The organism is Phenylobacterium sp. (assembly GCF_036495085.1).
In the GTDB taxonomy this organism is placed as follows: domain Bacteria; phylum Pseudomonadota; class Alphaproteobacteria; order Caulobacterales; family Caulobacteraceae; genus Phenylobacterium.
This window is the reverse complement of record NZ_DASXNL010000048.1, coordinates 1-24,017: the sequence shown is the minus strand read 5'-3', so window position 1 is coordinate 24,017 and position 24,017 is coordinate 1. Positions and strand designations below refer to the sequence as shown.

Sequence of the window (24,017 nt, the reverse complement as noted above, 5' to 3'; positions counted from 1 at the left end):
TTGCTGGTCAGCGTCAGATGCGCCGCCACCAGCTGGAAATGGACCGACTGTTCCTGCGCCCTGGCCGACTCCGCCGTGCGCCGGTTCAGACCGAAGACGTCGAGGGCGTAGGCGACGCTCACCTGCGGCGTGAAGAGGTTGAACTGGGTGGAGTTGTCGGCCGGGATCGGCGCGAGCGCTCCGGACGTCCGCTGGCGGGTGGCGGAATAGCTGGCGGTGACCTGCGGGTAGAACGAGCCCCGCTGCGCCAGGGTGATTTCATGGGCCGCGGCCAGTGCCGCCTGCGCCGCCTTGAGGTCGTGGTTGGCGCTCAGCGCCTGCTGAACCAGGGCCGTGATCTCCGGCGAGTGGAACACCGTCCACCAGTCCCCCGCGATGTCGGAGCCATAGGCGAAGGCTTGGGCCTGGCCGCCAGCCACCCCCGGCGCCGACGCCGTCGCCGCCGGTGGCTCGGGCGTATAGTCGCGGACGCCGGGCGGCGCCGGGCTGTTGAAGTTGGGGCCGACGGCGCAGGCGGAGACCAGCAGGGCGGCGGCCGTCGAGGCGACGATCGGCGCGATGCGCCAACGTCGCGCGATCCGCCAAGGCGTGGTTGCGGCCGGCGCGCGTGGCGCCAAGGGATGTTCCGCAGTGATCATTCCAGGACGTGCTTGCTCGGCCGGCTCTCAGGAGGTGGTCCACTCGGGCTCGGCGAACCGACGCCCGACATCTGTTATAACATTACGTTCGAATGTCACGCTTGGAGCAGTTGTCGCCCTGCGGCCATCCGTCCCGCGACGCAGGCGAAGCGTCGCCGAGACCTTGGCCGGGCGCTTTTCCGGGGAGATCGTGGCCTCAATCGGACCGCTTTGCGTCAGGCTGAAACGTGGTCGTGGCCCGCGCCAGGCTGGAACCGTGGCGCCGATCGCGCTCGGGCCGTGACGGCGTCGCCTGGGCGCCGCATGACCACGATCCCGCGACGGCGCTGCCAGGCACACGCCTGTTCGTCTCCAATTGGCCGCATTGAATCCAACCCGCGCCTGGCTCGGGCGTTGAGCCGACATCGGCTCCTGGCCCACACGCGAGCGATGTCGGACGGCCGAAGGGGCGTTCCCGCGCGACCTATTTCTTCAAACGCACTCCGGTGCCGCCCACCTCGTCAGCTGAAAGGAAAATGACTCCAGCGTCGTCCAACGCCTTTCGGACGGCTTCGACATTTTCGGCCGACCGTCTACCCGGTCCGGACGGGCCTTCCATCCGCCGGATGCTCATCATGGATAGCCCCGAAGCTTCAGCCAGTTGAGGCTGGGTCCACTCCAGAAGTGCTCTGGCGGCCCGAATCTGAGAGGCGGTCAGAAGCATGCGGGGAACACTTTCTGTTCCGATTTGCACATTTTATGTTGTTTCGGTGTTTGGCGTCGTGGTATGTGATGTTCTTACGTGAACAGAAAGGTTCAGGCCATGGGCTCGCGCCGCAAGGCGGGGGGTGCGGTCGCGCACCTGCTGGAGCTGTCGAGACGGGCCGTGCTCGTTGGCGCCTCCGCTACACCGGTGTTCGCAGGTGTCGAAGCCGGTCCCGTTGCAGATCCCAATATTGCAATCTGCCGCCGTTGGCTCGCCCTTAAGGCGGAGCGAAACCGCCTTCTGGCGGATTGGAGCAACCACGAAGCCTGGCTGATCAAACAACGTGGGTGGGCTCGTCTGTCGGCCGGCGAACGGGCAGCCCTATCCGATGGCAAAAGGCTCGGCGAGATCGATGCCCGGTTGGATGTGTTGGCCGAGGAAGGCAATATCCTTCTCAAGTCGATGCCGCTGGCTCCCGGGGGCAGCGTCGACAGTGTCATCGCCAGTCTGTCGGTGGCGCGCGGCCTGCTCTGCGACGAAGATCACCCGGAAGCCCACGGACTGATCACCCGGGCGGCTCGCGACCTCACAATCTTATCCGCCGTCGCTATAACCGGCTAACCGCGGCGGTAGCGACCAAGGCCGCCTCAGCTCAGTGAGTGAGGAGCCCGCCTGGGCTTAGGCTAGGCCAGAATCCGGACCTTGGGCTCCCTTGCCCACTGCCGCGTGCGCGCCGGCGACAGGAACCCCTCGGCGCCGGCGCGCAGATCAACGACGCCCTCGTCCAGCGCGACACCCGCCTTGTCCAGCAGGGGCTGAGCCTCCGGCGTGAAGCCGATAGCCTTCAGGTGGACGAAGGCGTTGTGCACGAAATCGACGGCCGCGCTTTCGCCCAGCAACCGGGCGCAGCCGTCTTGCGACATGACCAGCGCCACGGCGTCGAAGATCACCGAGGGCGTTCCCGCGAGCTGGCCATCCGCCTTGAGTTGCTTGCCGGACTTCAGGGCGACGCCGCCGACCTTCGGCGCCACGATCTTAACGGTCGCGCCTTCCGCCTCGGCGGCCTCGCGGACGGCCTCGACCACTGCGCCGTCGGCGCCGTCGGTGACCAGGATGCCGAGCGCGCGGCCCATCAGGGTCTCAGGGTACTTCCCGACGATGCGAAGCGCCGGCGAGAGCTTCATGTCCATCGGCTCGACGGCCGCGGCGCTCCTTGCGGGCAAAGGAATGTTCAGGCCGTCGGCGACCCGCTGGGCGAGGCCGGCGTCGACGTTCTGCAGATTGGCCAACACTCGCTCGCGGACGTGGTCGAGGGTGCATTTCGAGAGCTCGAAGACCAGGGCGCCGGCCAGGTGCGCCTGCTCGATCTCGGTCTGCGATCGGTAGAACAGCCGCGCCTGGCTGTAGTGGTCGGCGAAGCTCTCCGGGCGCAGGCGCACCTTGGTCCCGTCTTGCAGGACGGGCGCCGTGCGGAAGCCGCCCTTGGGGTCCTCGCGCGGTCCGCCGATCTCACCGGCCTGGGCCAGGCTGTTGGGCTCGTAATTGGCCCGCCCCATTGGGACCTGCGTCTGCATGTGGCCGTCGCGCTGCATGTTCTGGAAGGGACAGCCCTTCGCCTGGTTGATGGGGATCTGGTGGAAGTTCACGGTCCCCAGCCGGGAGAGCTGGGTGTCCTGGTACGAAAACAGCCGGCCTTGCAGCAGCGGGTCTTCCGAAACGTCGATCCCTGGCGGCAGGTTCGTCGGCAGAAAGGCCGCCTGCTCGGTCTCGGCGAAGAAGTTGTCCGGGTTGCGATCCAGCACCATGCGGCCGACCATCTGGATCGGATGCAGTTCCTCCGGGATCAGCTTGGTGGCGTCGAGAATGTCGAAGGGCAGGGCGTCCGCCTCTGCTTGGCTTAGCGCCTGGACCCCAAACTCCCATTCCGGGAAGGCGCCGGCCGCGATCGCATCGTGCAGATCGCGACGGTGGAAGTCCGGATCGGCGCCAGCGATCTTCACCGCCTCGTCCCAGCCCGTCGACTGGGCGCCCAGCTTCGGCCGCCAGTGGAACTTGACGAAGGTCGGCTCGTCCTTGTCGTTGAGCAGGCGGAAGGTGTTGACGCCGAAGCCTTCCATCATCCGCAGGCTGCGCGGAATGGCGCGATCGGACATGACCCACATGATCATGTGGGTGGATTCCGGCATCAGCCCGATGAAATCCCAGAAGGTGTCGTGCGCGCTGGCCGCCTGGGGATAGCCGCGGTCGGCCTCCATCTTCACAGCGTGGATCAGGTCAGGGAACTTGATGGCGTCCTGGATAAAGAAGACCGGAATGTTGTTGCCGACCAGGTCCCAGTTACCCTCGCGCGTGTAGAGCTTGACGGCGAAACCACGGACATCACGCGGGGTGTCGACCGAGCCGGCGCCCCCCGCGACGGTGGAGAACCGGGTGAAGACCTCCGTGCGCTTGCCGACCTCGGTCAGCACCTTGGCGCGGGTGTAACGGGCCAGCGATTGGGTCAGCTCGAAATACCCGTGCGCCGCCGAGCCGCGGGCATGGACGATCCGCTCAGGAATCCGCTCGTGGTCGAAGTGCTGGATCTTCTCGCGCAGAACGAAGTCTTCCAGCAACGCCGGTCCGCGTGCGCCGGCCTTGAGGGAGTTCTGGTCGTCGCTGACCGGCACGCCGTGGTTGGTGGTGATCCGGTCGTCGGACGCCGATGCGGTCTGGTGGGTTTCGCCACCGGTCCCGAGGCTGGCCGCAGCGGAGACCTTGGCGGACGCGGACGTGGACGCGCGCGTGGGCGCCCCGTTGGTTTTGGCCATGTCGGTATCCCGTGATTGGAGGAGATCTGGACTAGGCAACGCGGGCCAACACGTTTCGTGCAACGGTCGTCCGGGTTTATTTGAGGGGGCCGCCTGTGCCGGGAACTTCTCGGGTTCTCGGCCGCCGCACCCCGGCGACCCCAATCGGACCGCGGCCATAGGAACCATAGCGATGCCCGGGCGCTGTCGTGGCTCGTCTCAAAGGAATTCCTATGAAAATCTATGCCTTCCCACTTACCGCCGCGCTGAGCGTGGCGCTGCTGGGCGCTTGTACCAGGCCTGCATCCCAGGTTGCGGCCGACACCACCACCTCGGCAGCCACCGCCGGGCAGAAGGCGGGGGACACGGCCGCCAACGCCACCAATCTTGCGTCCGATAGTGCGGCCAAAGCCACCGATCCAGGCGGTGCGGTTTCGCCCCCCGCATCCAATGGCGCCCTGAACACCGACGCCAACAAAACTGCGCCTAACGTGGCCGCCGCTTCAAACTCGTTCACAGAGAGCCAGGCCAAGGGCCACATCAGGAACGCAGGCTACAGCGACGTCACCAACCTGACGAAGACACCGGACGGTCTTTGGACCGCCACGGCTAAGAAGGACGGCAAGCCGGTCGAGGTCGCAGTCGACTTCAAGGGCGCCGTCACCGCGAAATAGTCGTCCGCCTCGCAATTCCACATCCAAGGAGACCACAATGGCTCAAGCCATCACTCGACTTTTTGACGACTATCAGGACGCCAGCGCCGCCGTCGGCAAGCTGGAGCGGGCGGGTATTCCGCCTGCTGACATCAGCCTGATCGCGAACAACGCCGAAGGCCGTCACCTCACAGACGGCCGCCGCGATACGGCCGGGGGCCCGAATGGCAATGACGCGGCCGAAGGCGCGGCCAAGGGCGTCGCGACAGGCAGCGTGCTCGGCGGCGGGGCGGGCCTGCTCGCTGGCCTCGGGATGCTCGCCATACCCGGGCTTGGCCCGGTGGTGGCCGTCGGCTGGCTGGCGTCGACCGCGGTCGGGGCCCTTGTCGGCGCAGCGGCCGGGGGCGCCGCAGGTGGCCTCCTGGGCGCGCTGAAGGATGCAGGGCACAGCGACGAAGAGGCCCACGTCTTTGCCGAAGGCGTCCGGCGCGGCGGCACACTGGTCAGCGTGCGGCCACGGAATGAAGCCGACGCCGAGACCGTGCGGCAGGTTCTGACCGGGGTTCCGGCCGTGGACGCCGCGACCCGCGGCGCCGACTACCGGGCCGGCGGCTGGCAGAGCTTCGATCCCGCGGCCGAACCATACGGGGCCGACCAGGTCGCGACTGAGCGTCAGCGGTATCTGGAGGGTCGTTCCTTTGGGGCCGATCGGGGCGAGCGCTCCGAGGATCCCAGGCAAGGCGTTCGTCCTGACCTCAGCCCGTCCGACACCGACCGGGGCCTGGGTCGCGGCGTCTGACGTCAACCTGACGAATGCACGTTTGGGCGCCAGAGGGATCCTCTGGCGCCCTTGCGTTGCGGCTCGATTCCGGGGTTTTTAAGGTCTTGTTGAAGGGACCCTCACCGCGCCTACCTGCCGCCGTCCACGACATTCCTGGGTGCGCCCACGCCTCTTACGCAGCTTGGTCGTCCACCTCCTTCTTGACGAAGAAGTACTCCCCACCAGGGGGAGGATTGTCTCCGAATTGAGCGGGCTTGTTGGCCGTCGGCCATTCATATATTATCGTCGATAACTTAGCGTCGAACCTATCGGAATTGAATGGTTTGCAGCGGCGGCGTAGTTCGCGCGAGACTGCGGGTTGGAGGAAACATGCGTGACACCGAGACTCTCGGCTCTGCGGAGACCAGCCGCCCAGAGCCTGCGCACTTCGACGTGCTGATCGTCGGCGCGGGCATCTCCGGCATCGGCGCGGCCTATCACCTGACCAAGCAGACGCCCGCCAAGAGCTTTGTGGTTCTGGACGCGCAGCAGAGTTTCGGCGGCACCTGGCACACCCACAAGTACCCTGGCATTCGCTCCGACAGCGACCTTTACACCTTCGGCTACCGCTTCAAGCCCTGGGTCGGCCCGCCCATCGCCGCCGGCGCGGAGATCCTCAAGTACATGGGCGAGGTGATCGAGGAGAACGGCCTTGGCCGTCATATCCGCTACGGCCACAAGATCACCAAGGCGGACTGGTCGAGCGCCGAGAACCTCTGGACGGTCGAAGCGACCCGCGCCGACAGCGGCGAGCGGCTGCGGTTCACCTGCAACTTCCTCTGGATGTGCCAGGGCTACTATCGCCACGAGGAAGGCTACACGCCCGACTGGGAGGGCCTCGCCGACTTCAAGGGCCGCATCGTCCACCCGCAGACCTGGCCGCACGACCTCGACCTGAAGGGCAAGCGAGTCGTGGTGATCGGCTCCGGCGCCACCGCCGCCACGCTGATCCCGTCGATTGCCGACGAGACCGCCCACGTCACCATGCTGCAGCGCTCGCCGACCTACTTCGTGCCGGGCCGCAACGTCGACGACATGGCCGACCAGCTGCGCGACCTGGAGATCCCGGAAGAGTGGATCCACGAGATCGTCCGCCGCCAGCGGCTGAAGATGGGCCAGCTCTTCACCAACATGGCGCTGCAGCATCCGGACGGCGCCAAGCAGCAGCTGCTCTCCGCGGTTTCCGACATCATCGGCCCCGAGCTGACCGAAAAGCACTTCACGCCCAGCTACCGGCCCTGGCGCCAGCGCATCGCCTTCGTGCCTGACGGCGACATCTTCCAGAAGATCAAGGAAGGCAAGGCGAGCGTCGTCACCGACGAGATCGAACGCTTCACCGAAAAGGGTATCCTGCTGAAGTCGGGTCAGGAGTTCGAAGCCGACATCGTCATCACGGCGACCGGCTTCCATCTCTCGGTGCTGGGCGACATCCCGTTCGTGGTGGACGGCCAGCCCGTCGACTTCGCCAACACGGTCACCTACCGCGGCATGATGTTCACGGGCGTTCCCAACATGGTCTGGGTGTTCGGCTACTTCCGCGCCAGCTGGACGCTGCGCGCCGACATCGTCGCCGACTTCGTCTGCCGGCTGGTGAGGCACATGGACGAACGCCAGGCGAAGAAGGTCGAGGTGGCGCTACGCCCCGAGGACGCCGGCATGGCGCTAGAGAGCTGGATGGACCCGGAGAACTTCAACCCCGGCTACCTGATGCGCTCGATGCACCTGATGCCCCAGCGCGGCGCCAAGCCCGAATGGCAGCACACTCAGGACTACTGGCGCGAAAAGGACGAGCTGCCGGCCATAGACCTGGAGGGGACCGAGTTCGTCTACGACGACGGCCAGCGGACCGCCGCGCGACATCGGCTCGCGGAGCCTGCCTAGCCAAAGCGTTGCGCCTGCCGTGCGGGGTGAACCGCCTACACGTTGACGCCGACTTGGCGACGGCGCGTTGATTTGGGCTGCCGATGCCCCGGCTGGCCGCGCGACGCATTTCTGCCCTCTCGGGAAGGATTCGCCCGCCGCTCAGGGACCACGCCTGGTCCGGCGCAGGCAGCGGCGTTCGAGCCTCTGCGGCGCAGGCCACGCCGCGTATCGGCGGTTCCCTCGCGGTGCAGGTCGGGTAACATGACGGCTCCGACCCGCGAACCTGGGCTTGCGAGGATGTCTGGTGGCTGGAGAGCCGATACGGATTGCCGTAATCGGGGGCGGATGCGCCTCGATGGCGGCGGTCTGGGAGCTCTCGCGGCCTGAGCACGCCGGCCGGTATGCGATCACCGTCTACCAGGAGGGCTGGCGGCTCGGCGGCAAGGGCGCCTCGGGGCGCGGCGCGGCGGGCCGGATCGAAGAGCACGGCCTGCACGTCTGGCTCGGCTTCTACGACAACGCATTCAGGATGATGCGCGAATGCCATGCCGAGCTGGAGGCGCAAGGCGACGGCGGTCTCTTCGGCGACTGGCGCGATGCCTGGACGCCGGAGAACGATGTGGCGCTGTTCTCGGTCGCCGAACGGGGCGGCTTCCAGCGGTGGGACGCCCACATGCCGCCGCGCCCCGGCCTGCCGGGCGACCCGCTCCCGCCGGGCGCCGTGTTCTCCCTGCCGTACTACATGGCCAAGGCTTTCGATCTCTTCCGCGCCCTGTTGCTCGACACCACGGTGGACGGTCGCGGACTTGGACCTCAGCCTGCGGCGGACGGCGCAAGCGAACTGGCGGACGCGGTCGCCTACCTTACGAAGCTGGGGACCTTCGCAAGCATCGCGGCGCTGGCCGAGGGGCTGGGCGTGATCGCTATGCTCCTGGGCTCGGCGGCGGTCCCACTGAACAGCAGCCTGCTGGCCTCGGCCGAGGCGGCCTGTGCGAGGCTGCGCCTGTGGCTGGAGGACCGCTGGCTGGCCGACGACGATCATCGCTTCCTGTGGGAGGTCGCGGACCTGACGCTCGCCAGCATGGTGGGCCTCATTCGCGGCGGCGTCATGTTCGACCCCAGAGGCCTGGACGCCATCGACGACTACGAATGCCGCGAGTGGCTCAGCGCGAACGGCGCCTCGGTGCGTGCGCTCCAGTCACCGTTCCTGCGCGGGCTCTACGACCTTTCGATGGGCTATGAGGAGGGCGATGAGAACCGGCCCGCTCTGTCGGCTGGCCAAGGCTTGCGGGGCACGCTTCGCACCTTCTTCGGCTATCGCGGCGCCTTCATGTGGCGCATGCGGGCCGGCATGGGCGACGTGGTCTTCGCACCGCTTTACGAGGCCCTGAGGCGGCGCGGCGTGCGGTTCGAGTTCTTCCACCGGCTGACCAACGTGGGCCTGCCAGCTCAGCCACCGCCGGAGGGCCAGCGCGACTACGTCCGCACCCTGACATTCGATGTGCAGGCCAGGACGCGCGAGCCCTATTCGCCCCTGGTCCCCGTGGCCGACAGGCCGTGCTGGCCGTCGAGCCCGGACTTCACCCAGCTGAAAGGCGGCGCCCGCCTGGCCGCCGAAGGCTGGAACTTCGAGTCCCACTGGGACCGTCGCCGGGCCGGCGAGCTGACCCTTACCATCGGACGCGATTTCGACTTCGTCCTGCTAGGTGTCGGGCTGGGCGTGGTGCCTCATGTCTGCGGCGAGATCCTGGCCCGTGACGCGCGCTGGCGAAGCATGACCGAGAAGGTCAAGACCGTGGCCTCGCAGGCCTTCCAGGTCTGGCTCAACGAGGACCTCACCAACCTCGGATGGGAGGGCCCGGCCTACATCACCGGCGCATTCGCCAAGCCCTTCGACACCTGGTGCGACATGCCCCACGTGGTGCCGGAGGAGGCCTGGCCGAACCACCCCAGGACCTCGGTCTATTTCTGCGCCGTCCTTCCTGACCCGCCTCAGCCACCCGCGGACGGCGATGCGGGCTACCCCGCGCGCCGCGCCGCCGAGGTGCGCGACCGCGCCCAGGCCTTTCTGCGGGGGCCGATCCGCGAGGTCTGGCCCGGAGCCTTCGGCGTCGACGGTGACTTCCGCTGGGAGCTTCTCGCCGACCCCGCCGGAGACGAAAGCAGGTCCTCAGTCGACGGACCTGATCGGTTCTCGAGCCAATACTGGCGCGCCAATGTCAATCCATCGGACCGATACGTCCTGCATGCGCCAGGAAGCTTTCGCCACCGCATCTCGCCATTGGACATGACCTATGACAATTTGACGATCGCTGGTGATTGGACGGACAGTGGTTTCCACTCCGGGTGCGTCGAGGGCGCGGTCATGTCGGGCCTCTTGGCGGCCCACGCGTTGTGCGGCTCGCCGAAGCTCGAGGACATCATCGCCTATGACCATCCGTAAGGGAAAGGTTGGCAAGGCGGAGGCCCATCGGAGCCGTCCTGAGCCGGACCGCAGCGGGCCTGATCGCGCCAGCGGGACCGCAGCGTCCAAATATGCGCCATCGTCCGCGGCCACCAACGCCGCCTCTGGCCGGGCGCACGATCCCACCGTCAGCGAGTCGGTCGCCCACGTCGTGAAGGTCGGCTACGACGTCATCGCCGAGAACATCAAGCAGGGCCGCGAGGCCGCCCAGCGCTTCCGGCAGGGCCAGTACAGTGTGCGCGAGGCGCCGGGGGATCTTGAAGTCGCTGCGACGCGCCTTCTGCGGCTTGCCCGCGAGCTGAGCACGACGACCCTCGACGTCTGCGAACGGCTCCTGAAGGAGGCGAGCGCCAAGGCCCCGCCGGCGGACCGCGCCTCTGGCGTTCCGGCCTTCCGGGCGGCGAAAGCGGCAGGCCGGGCGCCGGCCAAGGCGGCGACGGGCGCCGACGCGGAGGCCGAGCCGCGGTGGATGAAGGTGACTGTCCGCTTCCCCGAAGACGCCAAGGCCCGGGCGCACACCGCCGCGCTGCTGCGGCCAAAGCACCCCACCGCGGCTACGGACATTTCGGCTCAGCCGCTCGCCCGGCGGACCCCCGGCGCCAAGCCGATCACCGGCGTGGTCTTCGAAACCGACGTTTCGGTGGAGGGCGTCGTTGCTGTCGTGACCCTGCCGGACGGTCAGGCGCCCGGCGTCTATTCCGGCGTCGTCCACGCAAAGCACGAGGATGTCCCGCTGGGCGTCCTCACCATCGAGATCGCCAAGTGACCGCCGCGGCGACGGTGGCCCGGCCGGTCGTCGCCGCGCCGTCCGACGCCATGGCCACGATCATGGCGACCTACGGCCGGGCGACCAGGCTGGAACTGGAGCGCTATCTCGGCGCCCAGACGCCGGCGCCCTACCTGGACGAACTGCTCGCCGACTACCCCTCGCGGGGCGGCAAGATGCTGCGGCCGGCGATCTGCATCGCCAATGCCCGGGCCTTCGGCGGCAGCCCGGAGGCAGCCGTGCGATGCGCGGCCGCCATCGAAATCCTGCACAACGGCCTGCTGATCCACGATGACATTCAGGACGGCAGCGAACTGCGACGGGGCCGTCCCACCCTTCACGCCCTGCACGGCACTCCGCTGGCGATCAACGCCGGCGATGCGATGATGTTCACCGCGCTCCGCCCCCTGATCGATGCGCTGCGGCCCCTGGGAAGTGAGGTGGCGGCCCAGGTCCTCGATGTCTCCCTCACCATGGCGCGCGAGACCGCCGAGGGTCAGGCGTTGGAGCTCGGTTGGCGCGATGGCAACGTCACCGCGCTCACTGAAGCCGACTACCTGCGTATGGCGCTGAAGAAGACCGCCTGGATGGGCATGATCTGGCCGGCGCAGCTTGGGCTGGTGCTGGGCTCTGACGGTCGCAGGGACCCTGAGAGCGTCGTGCGGTTCGGCTACTTCCTGGGCGTCGCGTTCCAGATCGAAGACGACCTGCGCAACCTCTCCGTCGACCCCGGCTACGGCAAGGAGATGAACGGCGACCTCTACGAGGCAAAGCGCACCCTGATGCTGATCCATGTGCGCCAGGCCTGTGCGGACGTCGATAGGGTCCGGCTCGACGCCTTTCTCGGCCAGCCGCGCGAAGAGCGGTCGGCGGACGACGTGCTATGGCTCGCCGAGCTGATGTCCCGGCTGGGGTCGATCGATCACGCCCGGGCGGTTGCCGCGGCCATGGCGGGGGCGGCCAGTCACGAGTTCACCCTGGCCTATGGCGGCCTGGCCGCGTCGGAGGACCTCGACTTCATTGCGGGATTGGTCCCCTGGATCTTTGCACGGCCATGAGTACGCGCGCGCTCCTCTATGGCGCCACGGGCTACACCGGCCGCCTTGTCGCTCGGCGGCTGGCCGAGGCCGGCGTCGACGTCGTGCTGGCCGGCCGAAACGCCGAGGGTGTTCGGAGGGTCGCTGAGCCGCTGGGCCTGGCCTGGATGGCCTTCGACCTGACGTCCGCCGGGCCCATCGAGCAGGCGCTCGCCAGCATCGACGTGGTGCTCCACGCCGCCGGCCCTTACGACAGGACAGCGGGCCCGATGATCGCTGCCTGCCTCAATACGGCGACCCACTATCTCGACCTCAGCGGCGAATGGCCCAGTTTCGTCGACGCCATGGCGTCCGACGCCGAAGCGCGCGAGGCCGGCGTCATGATAATGCCGGGGGTCGGCCTGACCATCGTGGCGACGGACTGCCTGCTGGCGCTGGCCACGCAGGCGCGGCCCGACGCGACGAAGCTGCGGGTAGGCATCTCCAAGGCCCAGGTGATAACCCGCGGCAGCGTGGTGACCGCCACGACCCTGCTCAGTCCCGACGTCGTCATCCGGCGCAATGGCGCGTTGGCGAGCGTTCCGGCCGGAAGCCTGGTCCACGCATTCGACTTCGGCGAGGGGCTGAGCGAAGCCGTCGCCATGAGCTGGGCGGACGTCGTCACCGGCGGGCTCACGACCGGCGTCGGCGACATCGAGGTCTATTCGGAAATGGACTGGTCGCAGCGCGCCGCCTACCGCGCGTCCAGCATGGCGATGGCGATCACCGGCGCACGGCCCTGGCGAGCGCTAGGCGGCGCGCTGGCCGCGGCATGGCCCGAGGCGCCCAGCGAGGAACGCCGCAAGCAGGCTGGGTTCGTCTTGGTCGCCGAGGCGGTGGACCCGTGGCGCCGGGTGAGCCGCATCCGCATGCGCACGCGCGATGGCTATACGGTGAGCGAGCTCACTGCGGCCGCCGCCGTCGGTCGCGTGCTGGCGGGCGAGGCCAAACCCGGCTTCCAGACGCCCGCGCGGGTCTTCGGCGCCGACTTCATCTTGGGCCTGGAGTGCGCGTGGCTTGATCCCGCATCGGCGCAGGCGGAGGGCGCGGCAGCATGATCCCCTATGTGCAGTCCGTGGCGAGCCAGGAAGTGCCGCCGCCCTACCACTTCCCGGGCGTGACCGTGAACGCCTTCGTCTGGGAAGCGCACCTTCCGCGCGTCCAGGCCTATTGCGACCGGTTCTTCAATCTGGGGGACGCGAGGGATCGCGGCTTCACCTACGGGCCCGCGCCCATGTGGCCCTACGCGATCCTGCTGTTCATCGACTATCCGGTGATGATCAGCGCGAGCCGAACGCCTGAAAACATCGGCCAGGAAATTCCCTATTCCGATCGCGGGATAGTCAGCCAGAGGGAGGTCTTCATCTCCTTCCCCGTAGTCCGTCTGGGGACGACGCCGGGCGGGCTGATCGCGAACTCTGCGGTGGAGTGGGCGCTGCCCTTCATTGTCGTCGGCGAGCCGATGTCAGCTGTCTGCGGCCGAGAGATGCTGGGCCTGGAGAAGCTCAGGGCCAACATCCAGATCGGCGAGAGCGAGTTCCCGGGCAGCTTCCGCGGACAGGTGAGCCTGCCAGGCTGGGCTACGCTTACGTCCGACGCCATGCAGGGGATGCTGCCGTTTCTCGACGTGGCGACCGGCCCCGCCGTGCCGACCTTCCGCGGCTCGCCCGAAGAGCATTCGTTGTGGACGCTGTTCCGCAGCCGGGTGGCCCAAAACGCCATCGGCGCCATCTCGACCGCCAGCGACGCCGTGGAGACCATATCGGCCGGCACCTTCCCGACGTCGATGCAGACGGTCTCGCTCAAGCAGTTCCGTGACGCGGCTGAGCCGGGCAGGGCTCTCTATCAGGCCCTGGTCAGCTGCCGCTCGAAGTATGCCGTCATCGAGAACTTCCAGTTCTACAAGGAAGAGGACGTGAGGATCTCCTTCCATCTGGAAGGCAGCTTCGGCGAAACGCTCCGCTTCATCGAACTTCCGCCGGGCAATCCATCGGACAACGACAAAGACGCCTCCAACAGCTTTAGGCCCAAGGCGGCCTATCGGTTCAACGCGAACATCGACTTCGACAATATGCGGACCCTGCACACCTTCCCGGTCGACCGCGGGCCGGGTCTGCCGCCGGTCGCGCCGACGAGCGATCTGACGGCTCCGTGGCTCCGGCCGTGGCGGGGCTTCTTCGGGCCGGGGCGGCCATGACCGAGTTCATCGAGTCCTTCGCCACCCAGCAGCTGTTGCCGCCCTGGACTGCGCGCGGCGCGCTGACCTGGGGCTTCGCCGTTCGGCTGAGCAGATGCCGGATCCGGGACTACCTGGCCAGGTATTTCAACGGCGGCTATCCGGACGAGGCGCCGTTCTACTACGCACCCCTGCCAGGACCCCAGTTCGGCCTGCTGAGCGTCGCCTATTTCCCGAACGTCGCCAGCGGGAACCTGCAGACCGCGAGCCGGCTGGGCCCGGGCGAGACGAGCTGGGACCACCTCACCCATACCGAGGCCTATCTCTCCTTTCCGGTGCTCCGCTATGCGCTCAGCAAGGACAATCTGGTGACCGATCCGGTCCTGGTGTGGGTCGAGCCCTTTGTCTTCAGCGACAACGATTCCGTGGTTTTCAGCAGCCGCGAGATCTGGGGCAGCGACATGTACCTCGCTTCGATGGTGCGCGAGCTGGGACTTCCGGCGCACCAGCTCCATTTCGACATGGGCATGATCGGGATCAAGAACTTCAGCCCGAGGTCGATGTCTGAGCTGCTGGCTGTCCTCCACATCAGGACGGGGGGCGACAGTCCGGCGAGCCTTGCGGAGATCCTCAAGGCGAATCCCGACCTGGACGCCTTCGTGAAGATCCTCGGCGGCAGCGGCGCGTTCGCCGGGAAAAAGCCCGAAGGCGTTGATCCCAGCCCCTACGCGGGCGGCGTGGAACTGAACAATTTGAAGCAGTTCCGCGACTGCTACGACATGGGGGCCGCCATCTATCGGAGCATTGTGGCGTCGAAGGCGACCCACACCGAGGTCGACAACATCGTCGTCTTCGACCCTTCGCACGTCGAGATCGCCTTCATGTGGTCCGACAGCATCGCCGAGCTGCTGACGCAACTCTTTGATGCAGAGCAGCCAACGGACACTGGGCCGCCGCCGGAGCACTTCGCGGCGGCGCAACGAACACGCCGGCTCCGGGCCAAGTATCCGAACGGCGTTCCTCCGCCGCCGGACACCTTCCGCCTGCCATTGCCGACCGTGCCCAATGACATGGATTGGGATATGAACCGCGTCGTACTGAAGGCCGAGTTCGGCTTTTCGTTTAGCTCCAACGTCCACTTCGAGGTGCTTTCGACGATCCACACCTACGGGCTGACGGCGGCCTAGGCGGGGGTCACGCCGGCGACCCGCCGCCTGACCAGGGCCTTGAAGTCGTAAGGCGTCCACTCGATGCAATCCGGCCAGCGCTCGGACTGCGCCCAGTAGGCGCAGAGACCCAGGCGGTCGCAGAGGTCGATGAACCGAGGCGTCTTGTTGAGCGCGCTCCAGGGCCCCAGGATCGTGCCGGGGAAAGAGCCACTGGGCAGCGGGCCGTCCGGATCGAACACATGGGCGAACGAGGCCCTCCCGGCCAGGTCCAGGGCCTGCTCCGTGAGGCCTAGCATGCTGAGCCCGTCCAGGTAGTTCAGCGGCACGGTGCCGGACTTGGCGACCAGCGCGCCATATCGGCCTAGCAGCTCCTGGCGCGGTGCAGGATCGGTGGAGGCGAGGGCGTCGACGTACTTGACGGTCTCACGCAGGTAGGTCGCCTGCCATCCCGGGAAATGCTCGATCTCGATCTCACTCAGGACCTGGCGATAGACGTCCCAGTATCCGAGCGAGGCGGCGAAGTTCAGCAGCGAAATCAGGATCGCGAAATTGCGGGGCCAGCGCTGATAGATCTCGTGGTGCATCCGGATGGAGGCCTCGTAATCCCCCACATAGGTCAGCATCTGCGCGACCTGCAGGCGCGCCGCCGGCATCAGCGGATTGAGCTCGCAGGCCTGCTGCGCGAACCGCAAGGCCTCGCGGAAACGCCCGACGCTCCAGCAGAACAGGCTCATCTCGGTAAGCACGTCCGGCTCGTTGGGTGATTCCGACAGGGCCCGTCGCAGCAGCCGCTCTCGCGCCCCGTAGGCGCCCCACGGCTCCAGCAAAGCCAGGGCCTCATAGGCTCCGCCGCGTTTCGGATCCAGCCGCAGCGCCGTCTCGCCCGCCTCGACCACGCCGGCGCGGCCTTCCTCGTAGGGGGTCTTGCGCCGGCCGGACCGCAAGGTCAGGGCTCGCGATTTTGCAAGCAGTTCCCATGCGGCCGCCTGGTCTGGTGCGGCGGCCACTACCTGTTCCAGCAGCGGCAGGGCCACCGCCGCGGTGTCGTCGAAGACTCGGCCGCCCTCGCCGATGATCCCTCGCGCCTTGAGGAACAGTTCATAGATCGCCGGGTCGAGCGGCTGGGCCTGGGCGGGCGCGGCCAGGGTGACTTTCAGGGCCTGGGCCACCGCTTCGGCGATCTGTTCCTGCAGGGCGAAGACGTCACTCAGGTCGCCGTCGAACCGGTTCGCCCACAAGGTCACCTGGCCTGCGCATCGCACCAGCTGAGCGGAGATGCGGACGCGTCCGCCGCTGCGGCGGACGGAGCCGTCGAGCAGGTGGGTGACCTTGAGCTCGGCCGCCACCTTGCCGACCGCCTTGTCGGCGCCGCGGAACTGGAAGCTCGAGGACCGCGCCACGATCTTGAGGTGAGAGCCCTGGGCCACCGTCTGCTGAATCTCTTCCGAGACACCATCAGAGAAATAGGCCAGCTCCGGATCGCCTGAAAGGTTGTCGAAAGCGAGCACCGCCAGCAATGGCTCCGCCGGCTTCGTGGGCAGGGCGTCGTCTTTTTCCGGGGGAGACGGCCGGCCCACCAGTTCGGCGACGCCGGCAACGACCTTCCGCCAGACCGGCGCGTTCAGGTCGCCGGTCCACCCCTGCATCGCAGAGCACTGCATGCGATTGAATGGAAGCGGCGGAGCTGCGTCGTCGAGGCTGAGCTGCACGAGGGTTCCGGCCTCGTGGGCGATATCGGCCTCCGCGGGCACCCACCTCGATTTCACCGCGTCGGACGACCAGAGGACCACCACCGCCTTGGCGGACCGCAGGTGTTCCTCGATGACGCTGGAGTAGTCACGATGCGCCGGCAGGTCGTCGTCGATCCACACGCTGTAGCCGTCGGAACGCAAGGCGGCGGCGATCAATTTGGCCGGCTCGGAAGTCGAGCGTGCGTACGAGATGAAGACGTCAGCCACGCGTGTGCGTCCTCCCGTCGTGACGCTACCTCATCCGAGCGGATTCAGGATAGTTGTCGGCCCCGATGGGTCAAAGGCGCAATCGGCGTCGCCTACGCCCCGGCGCGCCGCCGAACCTCGGCCTTGAAGTCGTAGGGTGTCCACTCGACGCACGCCGGCCAGCGATCCGAGTGCACCCAGTAGGCGCAGAGACCCAGGCGGTCGCAGAGGTCGATGAACCGAGGCGTCTTGTTGAGCGCGCTCCAGGGCCCCAGGATCGTGCCGGGAAAAGAGCCACTGGGCAGCGGGCCGTCCGGATCGAACACATGGGCGAACGAGGCCCTCCCGGCCAGGTCCAGGGCCTGCTCCGTGAGGCCGAGCATGCTGAGCCCGTCCAGGTAGTTCAGCGGCACGGTGCCGGACTTGGCGACCAGCGCGGCATATCGGTTCGCCAGTTCCTGACGCGGCGCAGGATCGGTCGAGGCCAGCGCCGTCGCATATCGGACGGACTCGCGCAGATAGGTCGCCTGCCATCCGCTGAACTGTTCGGCCTCGCCAACGAACCGTCGGTAGACGTCCCAGAACCCGAGCGAGGCGGCGAAGTTCAGCAGCGAGATCAGTATCGGGAAATTGCGTGGCCAGCGCTGATAGATCTCCTGGTGCATCCGGATGGAGGCTTCGTAGTCCCCCACATAGGTCAGCATCTGCGCGACCTGCAGATGCGCCGCAGGCATCAGCGGGTTGAGCTCGCAGGCGTGCTCGGCGAGCGCCAGGGCTTCGTGGAACCGGCCCACGCTCCAGCAGAAGGTGCTCATGTCGGTCAGAACGCCGGGATCGTTGGGGGCGACCGACAAGGCCTGCTGCAACAGACTTTCCCGTGCCCCGTAGGCGCCCCACGGCTCCAGCAAAGCCAGGGCCTCGTAGGCTCCGCCGCGCCGCGGATCCAGGCGCAGCGCCGTTTCTGCGGCAGCCAGCACGCCGTCCCGCCCTTCGGCGTAGTCGGTGCCCCGCCGAACCGATCTCAGGACCAGCGCGCGGGCCTTGGCGAGCAGTTCCCAGGCCGGCGCGTAGTCCGGCGCGGCCGCCACGACCTGCTCCAGGAGGGGCGCGGCCGAGCCCGCCGTGTCGTCGTAGAGGTGGCCGCCCTCGCTGATGATGCCGCGCGCCTTGAGGAACAGCACATAGATGTCAGTCGCGACCTGCACGGGCGCAGGTGTTGGCGCCGACAGCGTCGCCCTCAGCGCCTGCGCCACCGATCGGGCGATCCGCTCCTGCAAGGCGAAGACGTCGTCGATTTCGCCGTCGAAACTGTCCGCCCACAGAATGATCTCGCCGTCGCATTGCACGAGCTGGGCGGAGATCCGGACCCTCGCGCCGCTATGGCGGACCGATCCGTCCAGCAGGTGTGTGGCCTGGAGTTGGGCCGCCACGTCGCGGACGGCCTTCTCGGGGCCGCGAAACTGAAAGCTCGATGAGCGCGCGATGACCTTGAGGTCCGAACCTTGGGCGACGGTCTGCTGGATCTCCTCGGAAACGCCGTCGGACAGATAGGCCATCTGCGGATCGCCCGAGAGGTTATCGAACGCCAGGACCGCCAGGACGGGCCGCGAGGCGGCTTCCACTGCTGCAGGCGCCGATGACAGCGCGCCGGGTTCGGGGGCTTTCGAGGGCTGGGCAAGGGCCCGGGTGAGGACGCCGCCGGGCGCAACGCCCAGTTCCTCGGAGAGCAGCCGCTTCATCGCCTGGAAACGGCGTTGCGCGGCGGCCGGCTGGCCGCTGGCGAGCTCGGCTCTGATCGCCGCGGCCGCGGCGGCCTCGTGCAGAGGATCGCGACGAAGATAGGCGTCCGCAAGGCCACGAGCCTTGTCCCATTGGCCTTGCGCTTCCAGCCGGCCGAGACAGGAAACAACGTCGGCAGCGATGCTCGCCTCCAGCGCTGCGCGAGACTGGTCGAGCCAGTCCTGAAAGAGTCCCGGGATCTCAAGGCCGTCGAGGAGGGGGCCGCGAGACAGCAGCGAAGAGAGCGGCGCGTAGTCCTCCTCGGCTGTCGCCGCCAGCGTTCGCCGGACCTGGGCGAGGTCGGAGTCCAGCCAATCGGCGCGGGCGATCAGCTGCTCGCGGCCGACCTCCAGCACCGTGTCGGCCAGGGCGCCGAGCGCCGCCTTGAGTTCGAAAAGGCACTGGCGAAGGCTGGCGCGCGCCTGGTCTTCCGGTCGATCGCTCCACAGGAGGCCGCACACGCGGTCGCGCGGGACGCCGGCGTCGCCTTCGAGATAGACGAGGGCCAGCAGACCCCGCGCCCGGCGGCTGGTGAGCCGGACCGGCGTTCCGCCGGAGTCGAAAAGCTGGAATCCGCCGAGAAGGCGAAGCCGCGCCCGAGCCTGTGTGGCAACGCCGACCGACATTCCCCTGAACGACTCCCGCTACCCGCAGACGCGATCATACAGGCCAAGGTCTCCGGGGCGCCAGCATTCCGGCGAACGTGAGTCAGGTCTTGTGAGCGCGAAAAAGGCGCCACAGGGGTTGGGCCCCTGTGGCGCCTTTCGCCCCCACTCACCCCCCGGCGATCGTCAGACCGGGGCGGCGAGTTCTAGCGGGTGCTGGCGAGCCGGGTTGCGGCCGCCGGCGTGTATTCCTCGCGCAGCGCGGCCGTGAGGTGCGGGTTGCTGAGCTTGGACACCGCGTGTTGCGTAACTTCCTGCACGCAGGGCTTGAACTTCTCCTGGCGGTCCAGCGGACGGCTGGGTTCGCCGCCGCAGACTTCGCCGGCGGCATTGCGGATCCGCCGCAGAACGATCGTGGCGCCCTCGTCAGAGTTGGTGTCGATTCCAGCGACGGAGACCTTCGCCGACTGGACATCGGAGACCTGCGCCTCGGCGGTCGACGCCGCGGCGAGGAGGAGTGAGGCCGCGAAGGCCGAGGTGATGATCTGCCTGAACATGATAGCGGTTCCCTGTTCCAATCTAGGCCGGCTGGCTGCTGAGTTGCGCCGTTCGGCCTGCAGGAAGGGTTTGACCTGTCGGCGTCAGGACAGACGTCAGGGTCCCGTCAAAGGATCGTCAAAAGCGCAGCTGGCTGACAACATCGCGTCGACTTCTCCCGCGATGCGCGACGTTGTCGCGCATCGCGGGGACCAACGTGCCGGCCGGCCGCGCCCGCCGTTCAGCTCACCGCGATCCGTCGTGGCCGCGCGGCCTGAGCCTTCGGCAAGGTCAGGGTCAAGACGCCGTCCTCGATCTTGGCGGCGATATTGTCCTGGTCGACCTTGTCCGAGAGCGAAAACGACCTTGCGTAGTGGCCCACGTTGTACTCCGTGTAGACCGGCTCCAGCCCTTCATATTTCGAGAAGTCGAGCCGCCCCTCGACAGTCAGCACACCGTCTTCGAGCGAGACATCGAGATTTTCGCGGACCACGCCGGGCATTTCCATCACCAGCGTGAGCCCGTCTTCGGTTTCGTAGGCGTCGGTGCTCGGCACGAAGAACCGGCCCGGAACCGTCTTCTCCTGGCCGGTCAGCTCCTTCTTCTCGCGGACCGCCAAATCTTGCGACGCCGCCACGGCGTCTTGTCTTGCGGCAGTATTGTTCATCGGTCTAGCTCACCTTGATGGCTTTGGGTTTGTCGTGGTCGGCGCGGGTCAGCAGCAGCGCCAACACGCCGTCGCGGCATTCGGCCTGCACCCGCTCGGCGTCGATTTCGAACGGCAGGCTGAGCGCGCGATCGAAGCTGCCGCTCAGTCGTTCGATGCGGTGGACGGCCGACCCGGCTGGGTAGTCAACGGACTTGCCGCCCGAGACACGGACGGTGCGGCCCTTCACCTGTACGTCGATGTCGGACTTCTTGACGCCGGGGACCTCGGCGATCAGCGCGAAGTCATCGCCTTTACGGAAGACGTTGATTGGCGGATAGGCCCCGCCGCCGCTCAGACCAGCTTCCAGCCAGGAACTGGCCCGAAGGCTGTCCAGCGCGTGCTGGAGGTTTTGCAGCGTGCCGAAGGAAGTTGGAAGTCGTGCCATCAGGCTCTCTCCTTTGCTTTGCAAAGGCGAAAGAGCGACGCGCCAAGGGGGCGGCGTTCGCCGCGGCGCTCGCTCGATCGCCGACTAGCTAAGGCGGATGTTTTGCGGGCGATCCACCTCTGAAGGCGGAAATGACGCAGCGGTCGCCTCCCGGAGGTCGAGCTTCAGGAGCGCCTCCCGAAGGTCCGCGAGCGGCACCGGCTCGGGGGTTCCGAGCAGCCATCTGAGGCTCGGCTCCTCGCGAACGCTGGACGCGTCAGATGCCCAGGACGCGAGCACCGCGCGTTTCTCGTCGACGTTCAGCGCCGGATCCTTGAGCACGTCGCGAGGATGGGAAAAACCGACGGCGGGTCGTAGCAATCGCTCGAGCGCCGCCCCAAGACCTTGCGTTTCAAAAACGCGTTCCGATGTCGCGAGACGCATGGCTTAGCCTCCAGAAAATGCCTGTCCTTTCTCCTGCCGCCTGGGTGCGGCCGCGAATGATTTAGGAACCGAAAGGCGCGCTTCAAGAGGTCTCTGAGCGGCTCCGACGCAAACCTTCCAGAGCGGCTCGAGGGGACGGGTTCCGACCGTGGCTGTCTCGCGCAACGCGCGCAAACTCGCGACGTGATTAGCCGCGTGGAACAAAACGCAACTGCGTGCTCGTGCCTTTGCCGGCGTCACTTCGGATGAGTTCCGCCCGGGCCTGCGCGGCCAGGGCGTCGATCAGCTTCAATCCCGATCCGTCGGTGCGCGCTTGGCCGAGACCGCGGCCGTTGTCGGCCACAATCAAGGTGGCGAAGCCCTGCCGCGATGGCGCATGCAGCTCCACGCGGATGGCCCCCCCATCCGGTCCGAAGGCGTGCTTGATGCTGTTGGTGATCAGCTCGTTGACGATGAGGCCAAGCGGAAGCGCCTGCTCGATCGTCACATTGACCTCGTCGCTCTTCACTTCGATCAGGATGCGCTCCATCGTGGCGACGAAAGCAGCGGTCAGCGCTTTCAGGTAAGCGCCGAGCTCAAGCATTTCCCCGCTGCGCGAGGGCGATAGCTGATCGTGTGCGAGCGACATCGCCATGATGCCGTTGGCGATCTGGTCCATGGCGTCGCGACCGGCCTGCACGGGCAATGATGGTTTGCGCAGCTGCACCATGCCGAGGATGACCTGAAAGTTGTTTTTCACCCGGTGCTGCATTTCGCGGAGCATGAGGTCGCGTTTCAGCAGCTCGCGCGTCCTGTCGGTGGCAAGGGTCTCTCCGGACGCCATGTCCTGCATGCGCCGGATCGCCATGCCGACAAGCGCCGCGACGGCGTGCATGAACTGCAGCGTATCCGCTGTGAAGCCCCGCAACACCGTGCTGTCGACCTCGATGACGCCCCAGACGGCCCCGTCTATGGAAACCGGCACGTTCAGAAGCGAAACAATACCGTGCGTGCGCAGGACTTCTGACGCGCGAAAATCCGGGGCGGTGCTGAAATCATCGATCTTCACCGGCTGACCGGTCTGGAAGGCCCGCCCCACCGGGGAGGCCATGTCGGTGGCGAATGCGGCTGATCCGACGACGCCGGGCGCCCAACCGATACCTGCCTCCAGGAGCAGGTCGTTGCGATCTGATCGGTAGCGAAGCACCTTGACGTGATCGATCTCGAGCGCCGCGGATACGTGGGTCACCACATAGTCCATGAAAGCTTTGAGATCGGACCCGCCAGACGCATACGTCGCGAGATCAATCAGCACTCGCAAGTGCTGTCGCAGAACCGACATTTCGCGCTCTCGCGCAGCTTTTGACCCTCTGGCCATCTGTCTTCCCGAACCTCAACTCCAATTTGGCCAGATAGTTCTGCAGGTGGCGAAGCTCAGCGGGCGCGGAAGGTGGGGAAGGATTTGTTCGCTCACCTCGGCAGTACGCCTAACTGGGTGGAGGACCGGATGGCGCAACCTGGTTCAATAGCGACGCGACCGCCGTGACGACCTGCGCTGGCGTGAAAGGTTTCTGAAGCATCAGGCTGTTCGGAACGCCCTGCGACGTCCACTGACCGGCGCTGTCGCCGCTCATGTAGACGACTGCGACGTTCGCGTTCGCTTCCCGCGCATGCCTGGCAACTTCCCAGCCGTCCGTACCGTCGCCCAGGCGAACGTCCACCACGATGGCTTGGACCTCGCTTGCGTTCGCGTCGAACTGGCGGATCGCCTCGTCGCCACCGGTTGCGGAGATCACGGCGAAGCCTCCGTCTGACAGCGCTTCCTCCACCAAGCTGCGGATGAGCGGCTCATCGTCCGCGACCAGCACCGGCACCTTGGCGGCCAAGTGTTCCGTGTCCGACATGAAGACCCCCAAAAGCGAGCCACCGAAGCCGCTCCGGCCGCACCGCCGAAGCTGCTCCGGCCGCACTGCTCGGTTCGCTGGAACGCCGAGGCGACGGCCTTGTTCCAGTGCTGTCATCTTGAACGGCCCATCGCCGCAAGGGTGAATTTGCGCTGACAGAGCCCATCGAGACCATCGCGAGCTACGCCGAACAAGGCCCGTCGCTTACCCTGGGCGGGGCGGCGTGATCCCGATTCACGATCGGGAGGATCGGCACGTCCTGGAAACGGCGTGGGCCGGTGGTTCAGCCATTTTGGTTACCGCCGGATTTTGGCGGGTTCCTCGCGGCGGACGCCGAGGTGCTGATCGAGGGCCGGCTTGCCAAGCTGCGGCGCGCGGATCATGTACTGTTTCCCGCCCACCAGTTCACGTTCGCCGGCCGCCCGGGTTAACCTGTCAGCACCCGGGACCCAGCTTCGCGGAGGGCATCATGGCCAGCGGCCCATGCGCCCTACCAACAGGCCGAAGACATGGCCGCACCGACCAGCCGTCACGAACCTCCCAGATCAACGTTCCCAACGGAAAACCGTCCAGACATTGCACTTAGCGCCCCATCGTGGCGAACATGCCTCCGGCGGCGGCAGCCATGGCGGCGGTGCTGACCCAGCCGACCGCCTTCAGGGG

At 67.1% G+C, this 24,017-nt stretch carries 20 protein-coding genes; 10 read left to right on the top strand and 10 right to left on the bottom strand.

Features of this window, described 5'->3' with window-relative positions; translation table 11 throughout:
• A partial coding sequence (locus tag VGI62_RS06580) for a TolC family protein (RefSeq protein ID WP_331503605.1) occupies positions 1 to 617 on the bottom strand: 617 nt, incomplete at its 3' end.
• 823 nt (positions 618 to 1,440) lie between these two features.
• Here VGI62_RS06580 and VGI62_RS06575 point away from each other — a divergent pair.
• Entirely contained in the window at positions 1,441 to 1,944 is a 504-nt protein-coding gene (locus tag VGI62_RS06575) for a hypothetical protein (RefSeq protein WP_331503604.1), read from the top strand.
• A 62-nt stretch (positions 1,945 to 2,006) separates the two neighbouring features.
• Here VGI62_RS06575 and VGI62_RS06570 read toward each other — a convergent pair whose 3' ends face one another.
• Positions 2,007 to 4,130 (bottom strand): catalase, encoded by a 2,124-nt coding sequence (locus VGI62_RS06570; protein ID WP_331503603.1) that lies wholly within the window; start codon positions 4,128 to 4,130, stop codon positions 2,007 to 2,009.
• 212 nt (positions 4,131 to 4,342) lie between these two features.
• Between VGI62_RS06570 and VGI62_RS06565 the strand changes: the two genes are divergently transcribed.
• The 9 genes from VGI62_RS06565 (at position 4,343) to VGI62_RS06525 (ending at position 15,114) form a co-directional block, all read left to right on the top strand.
• Complete coding sequence (locus tag VGI62_RS06565) at positions 4,343 to 4,783, top strand: hypothetical protein (protein ID WP_331503602.1); 441 nt, start codon at positions 4,343 to 4,345, stop codon at positions 4,781 to 4,783.
• Positions 4,784 to 4,820: 37 nt separating this feature from the next.
• On the top strand, positions 4,821 to 5,561 hold the full coding sequence (locus VGI62_RS06560) for a hypothetical protein (RefSeq protein WP_331503601.1): 741 nt from the start codon (positions 4,821 to 4,823) through the stop codon (positions 5,559 to 5,561).
• Positions 5,562 to 5,912: 351 nt separating this feature from the next.
• Entirely contained in the window at positions 5,913 to 7,463 is a 1,551-nt protein-coding gene (locus tag VGI62_RS06555) for an NAD(P)/FAD-dependent oxidoreductase (RefSeq protein WP_331503600.1), read from the top strand.
• A gap of 286 nt (positions 7,464 to 7,749) precedes the next feature.
• Positions 7,750 to 9,888 carry an FAD-dependent oxidoreductase gene (locus tag VGI62_RS06550; RefSeq protein WP_331503599.1) on the top strand — a complete coding sequence of 713 codons (2,139 nt, stop codon included), beginning with the start codon at positions 7,750 to 7,752 and terminating at the stop codon, positions 9,886 to 9,888.
• A complete protein-coding gene (locus VGI62_RS06545) occupies positions 9,875 to 10,675 on the top strand; it encodes a hypothetical protein (RefSeq protein WP_331503598.1) in 801 nt (266 codons plus the stop codon). The genes VGI62_RS06550 and VGI62_RS06545 overlap by 14 nt, the downstream gene beginning before the upstream one ends.
• Positions 10,672 to 11,733, top strand: a complete 1,062-nt coding sequence (locus VGI62_RS06540; protein ID WP_331503597.1) for a polyprenyl synthetase family protein — start codon at positions 10,672 to 10,674, stop codon at positions 11,731 to 11,733. Before VGI62_RS06545 ends, VGI62_RS06540 begins: the two co-directional genes overlap by 4 nt.
• Positions 11,730 to 12,809, top strand: coding sequence for a saccharopine dehydrogenase family protein (locus VGI62_RS06535; RefSeq protein WP_331503596.1), 1,080 nt, complete (start codon positions 11,730 to 11,732; stop codon positions 12,807 to 12,809). Before VGI62_RS06540 ends, VGI62_RS06535 begins: the two co-directional genes overlap by 4 nt.
• Positions 12,806 to 13,948, top strand: coding sequence for a hypothetical protein (locus VGI62_RS06530; RefSeq protein ID WP_331503595.1), 1,143 nt, complete (start codon positions 12,806 to 12,808; stop codon positions 13,946 to 13,948). Before VGI62_RS06535 ends, VGI62_RS06530 begins: the two co-directional genes overlap by 4 nt.
• On the top strand, positions 13,945 to 15,114 hold the full coding sequence (locus tag VGI62_RS06525; RefSeq protein ID WP_331503594.1) for a hypothetical protein: 1,170 nt from the start codon (positions 13,945 to 13,947) through the stop codon (positions 15,112 to 15,114). Before VGI62_RS06530 ends, VGI62_RS06525 begins: the two co-directional genes overlap by 4 nt.
• On the opposite strand, the gene VGI62_RS06520 is transcribed toward VGI62_RS06525, so the two are convergent.
• The 8 genes from VGI62_RS06520 to VGI62_RS06485 all read right to left on the bottom strand — a co-directional run bounded on the left by VGI62_RS06520 (position 15,111) and on the right by VGI62_RS06485 (position 23,336).
• A complete protein-coding gene (locus VGI62_RS06520) occupies positions 15,111 to 17,054 on the bottom strand; it encodes a TIR domain-containing protein (protein WP_331503593.1) in 1,944 nt (647 codons plus the stop codon). The genes VGI62_RS06525 and VGI62_RS06520 overlap by 4 nt on opposite strands.
• 92 nt (positions 17,055 to 17,146) lie before the next feature.
• A complete protein-coding gene (locus VGI62_RS06515) occupies positions 17,147 to 19,438 on the bottom strand; it encodes a BTAD domain-containing putative transcriptional regulator (protein ID WP_331503592.1) in 2,292 nt (763 codons plus the stop codon).
• 185 nt (positions 19,439 to 19,623) lie between these two features.
• The gene (locus VGI62_RS06510; RefSeq protein ID WP_331503591.1) at positions 19,624 to 19,974 is read right to left on the bottom strand and encodes a UrcA family protein; all 351 of its coding nucleotides are present in this window, start codon (positions 19,972 to 19,974) and stop codon (positions 19,624 to 19,626) included.
• A gap of 221 nt (positions 19,975 to 20,195) precedes the next feature.
• Entirely contained in the window at positions 20,196 to 20,621 is a 426-nt protein-coding gene (locus VGI62_RS06505; protein ID WP_331503590.1) for an Hsp20/alpha crystallin family protein, read from the bottom strand.
• A gap of 4 nt (positions 20,622 to 20,625) precedes the next feature.
• A complete protein-coding gene (locus VGI62_RS06500) occupies positions 20,626 to 21,048 on the bottom strand; it encodes an Hsp20/alpha crystallin family protein (RefSeq protein WP_331503589.1) in 423 nt (140 codons plus the stop codon).
• Positions 21,049 to 21,132: 84 nt separating this feature from the next.
• Entirely contained in the window at positions 21,133 to 21,471 is a 339-nt protein-coding gene (locus VGI62_RS06495; protein ID WP_331503588.1) for a hypothetical protein, read from the bottom strand.
• Between the two features lie 187 nt (positions 21,472 to 21,658).
• On the bottom strand, positions 21,659 to 22,765 hold the full coding sequence (locus VGI62_RS06490) for a sensor histidine kinase (protein ID WP_331503587.1): 1,107 nt from the start codon (positions 22,763 to 22,765) through the stop codon (positions 21,659 to 21,661).
• A 172-nt stretch (positions 22,766 to 22,937) separates the two neighbouring features.
• Positions 22,938 to 23,336: a response regulator gene (locus VGI62_RS06485; protein ID WP_331503586.1), complete on the bottom strand. Its 399-nt coding sequence runs from the start codon at positions 23,334 to 23,336 to the stop codon at positions 22,938 to 22,940.
• Between the last annotated feature and the right edge of the window lie 681 nt (positions 23,337 to 24,017).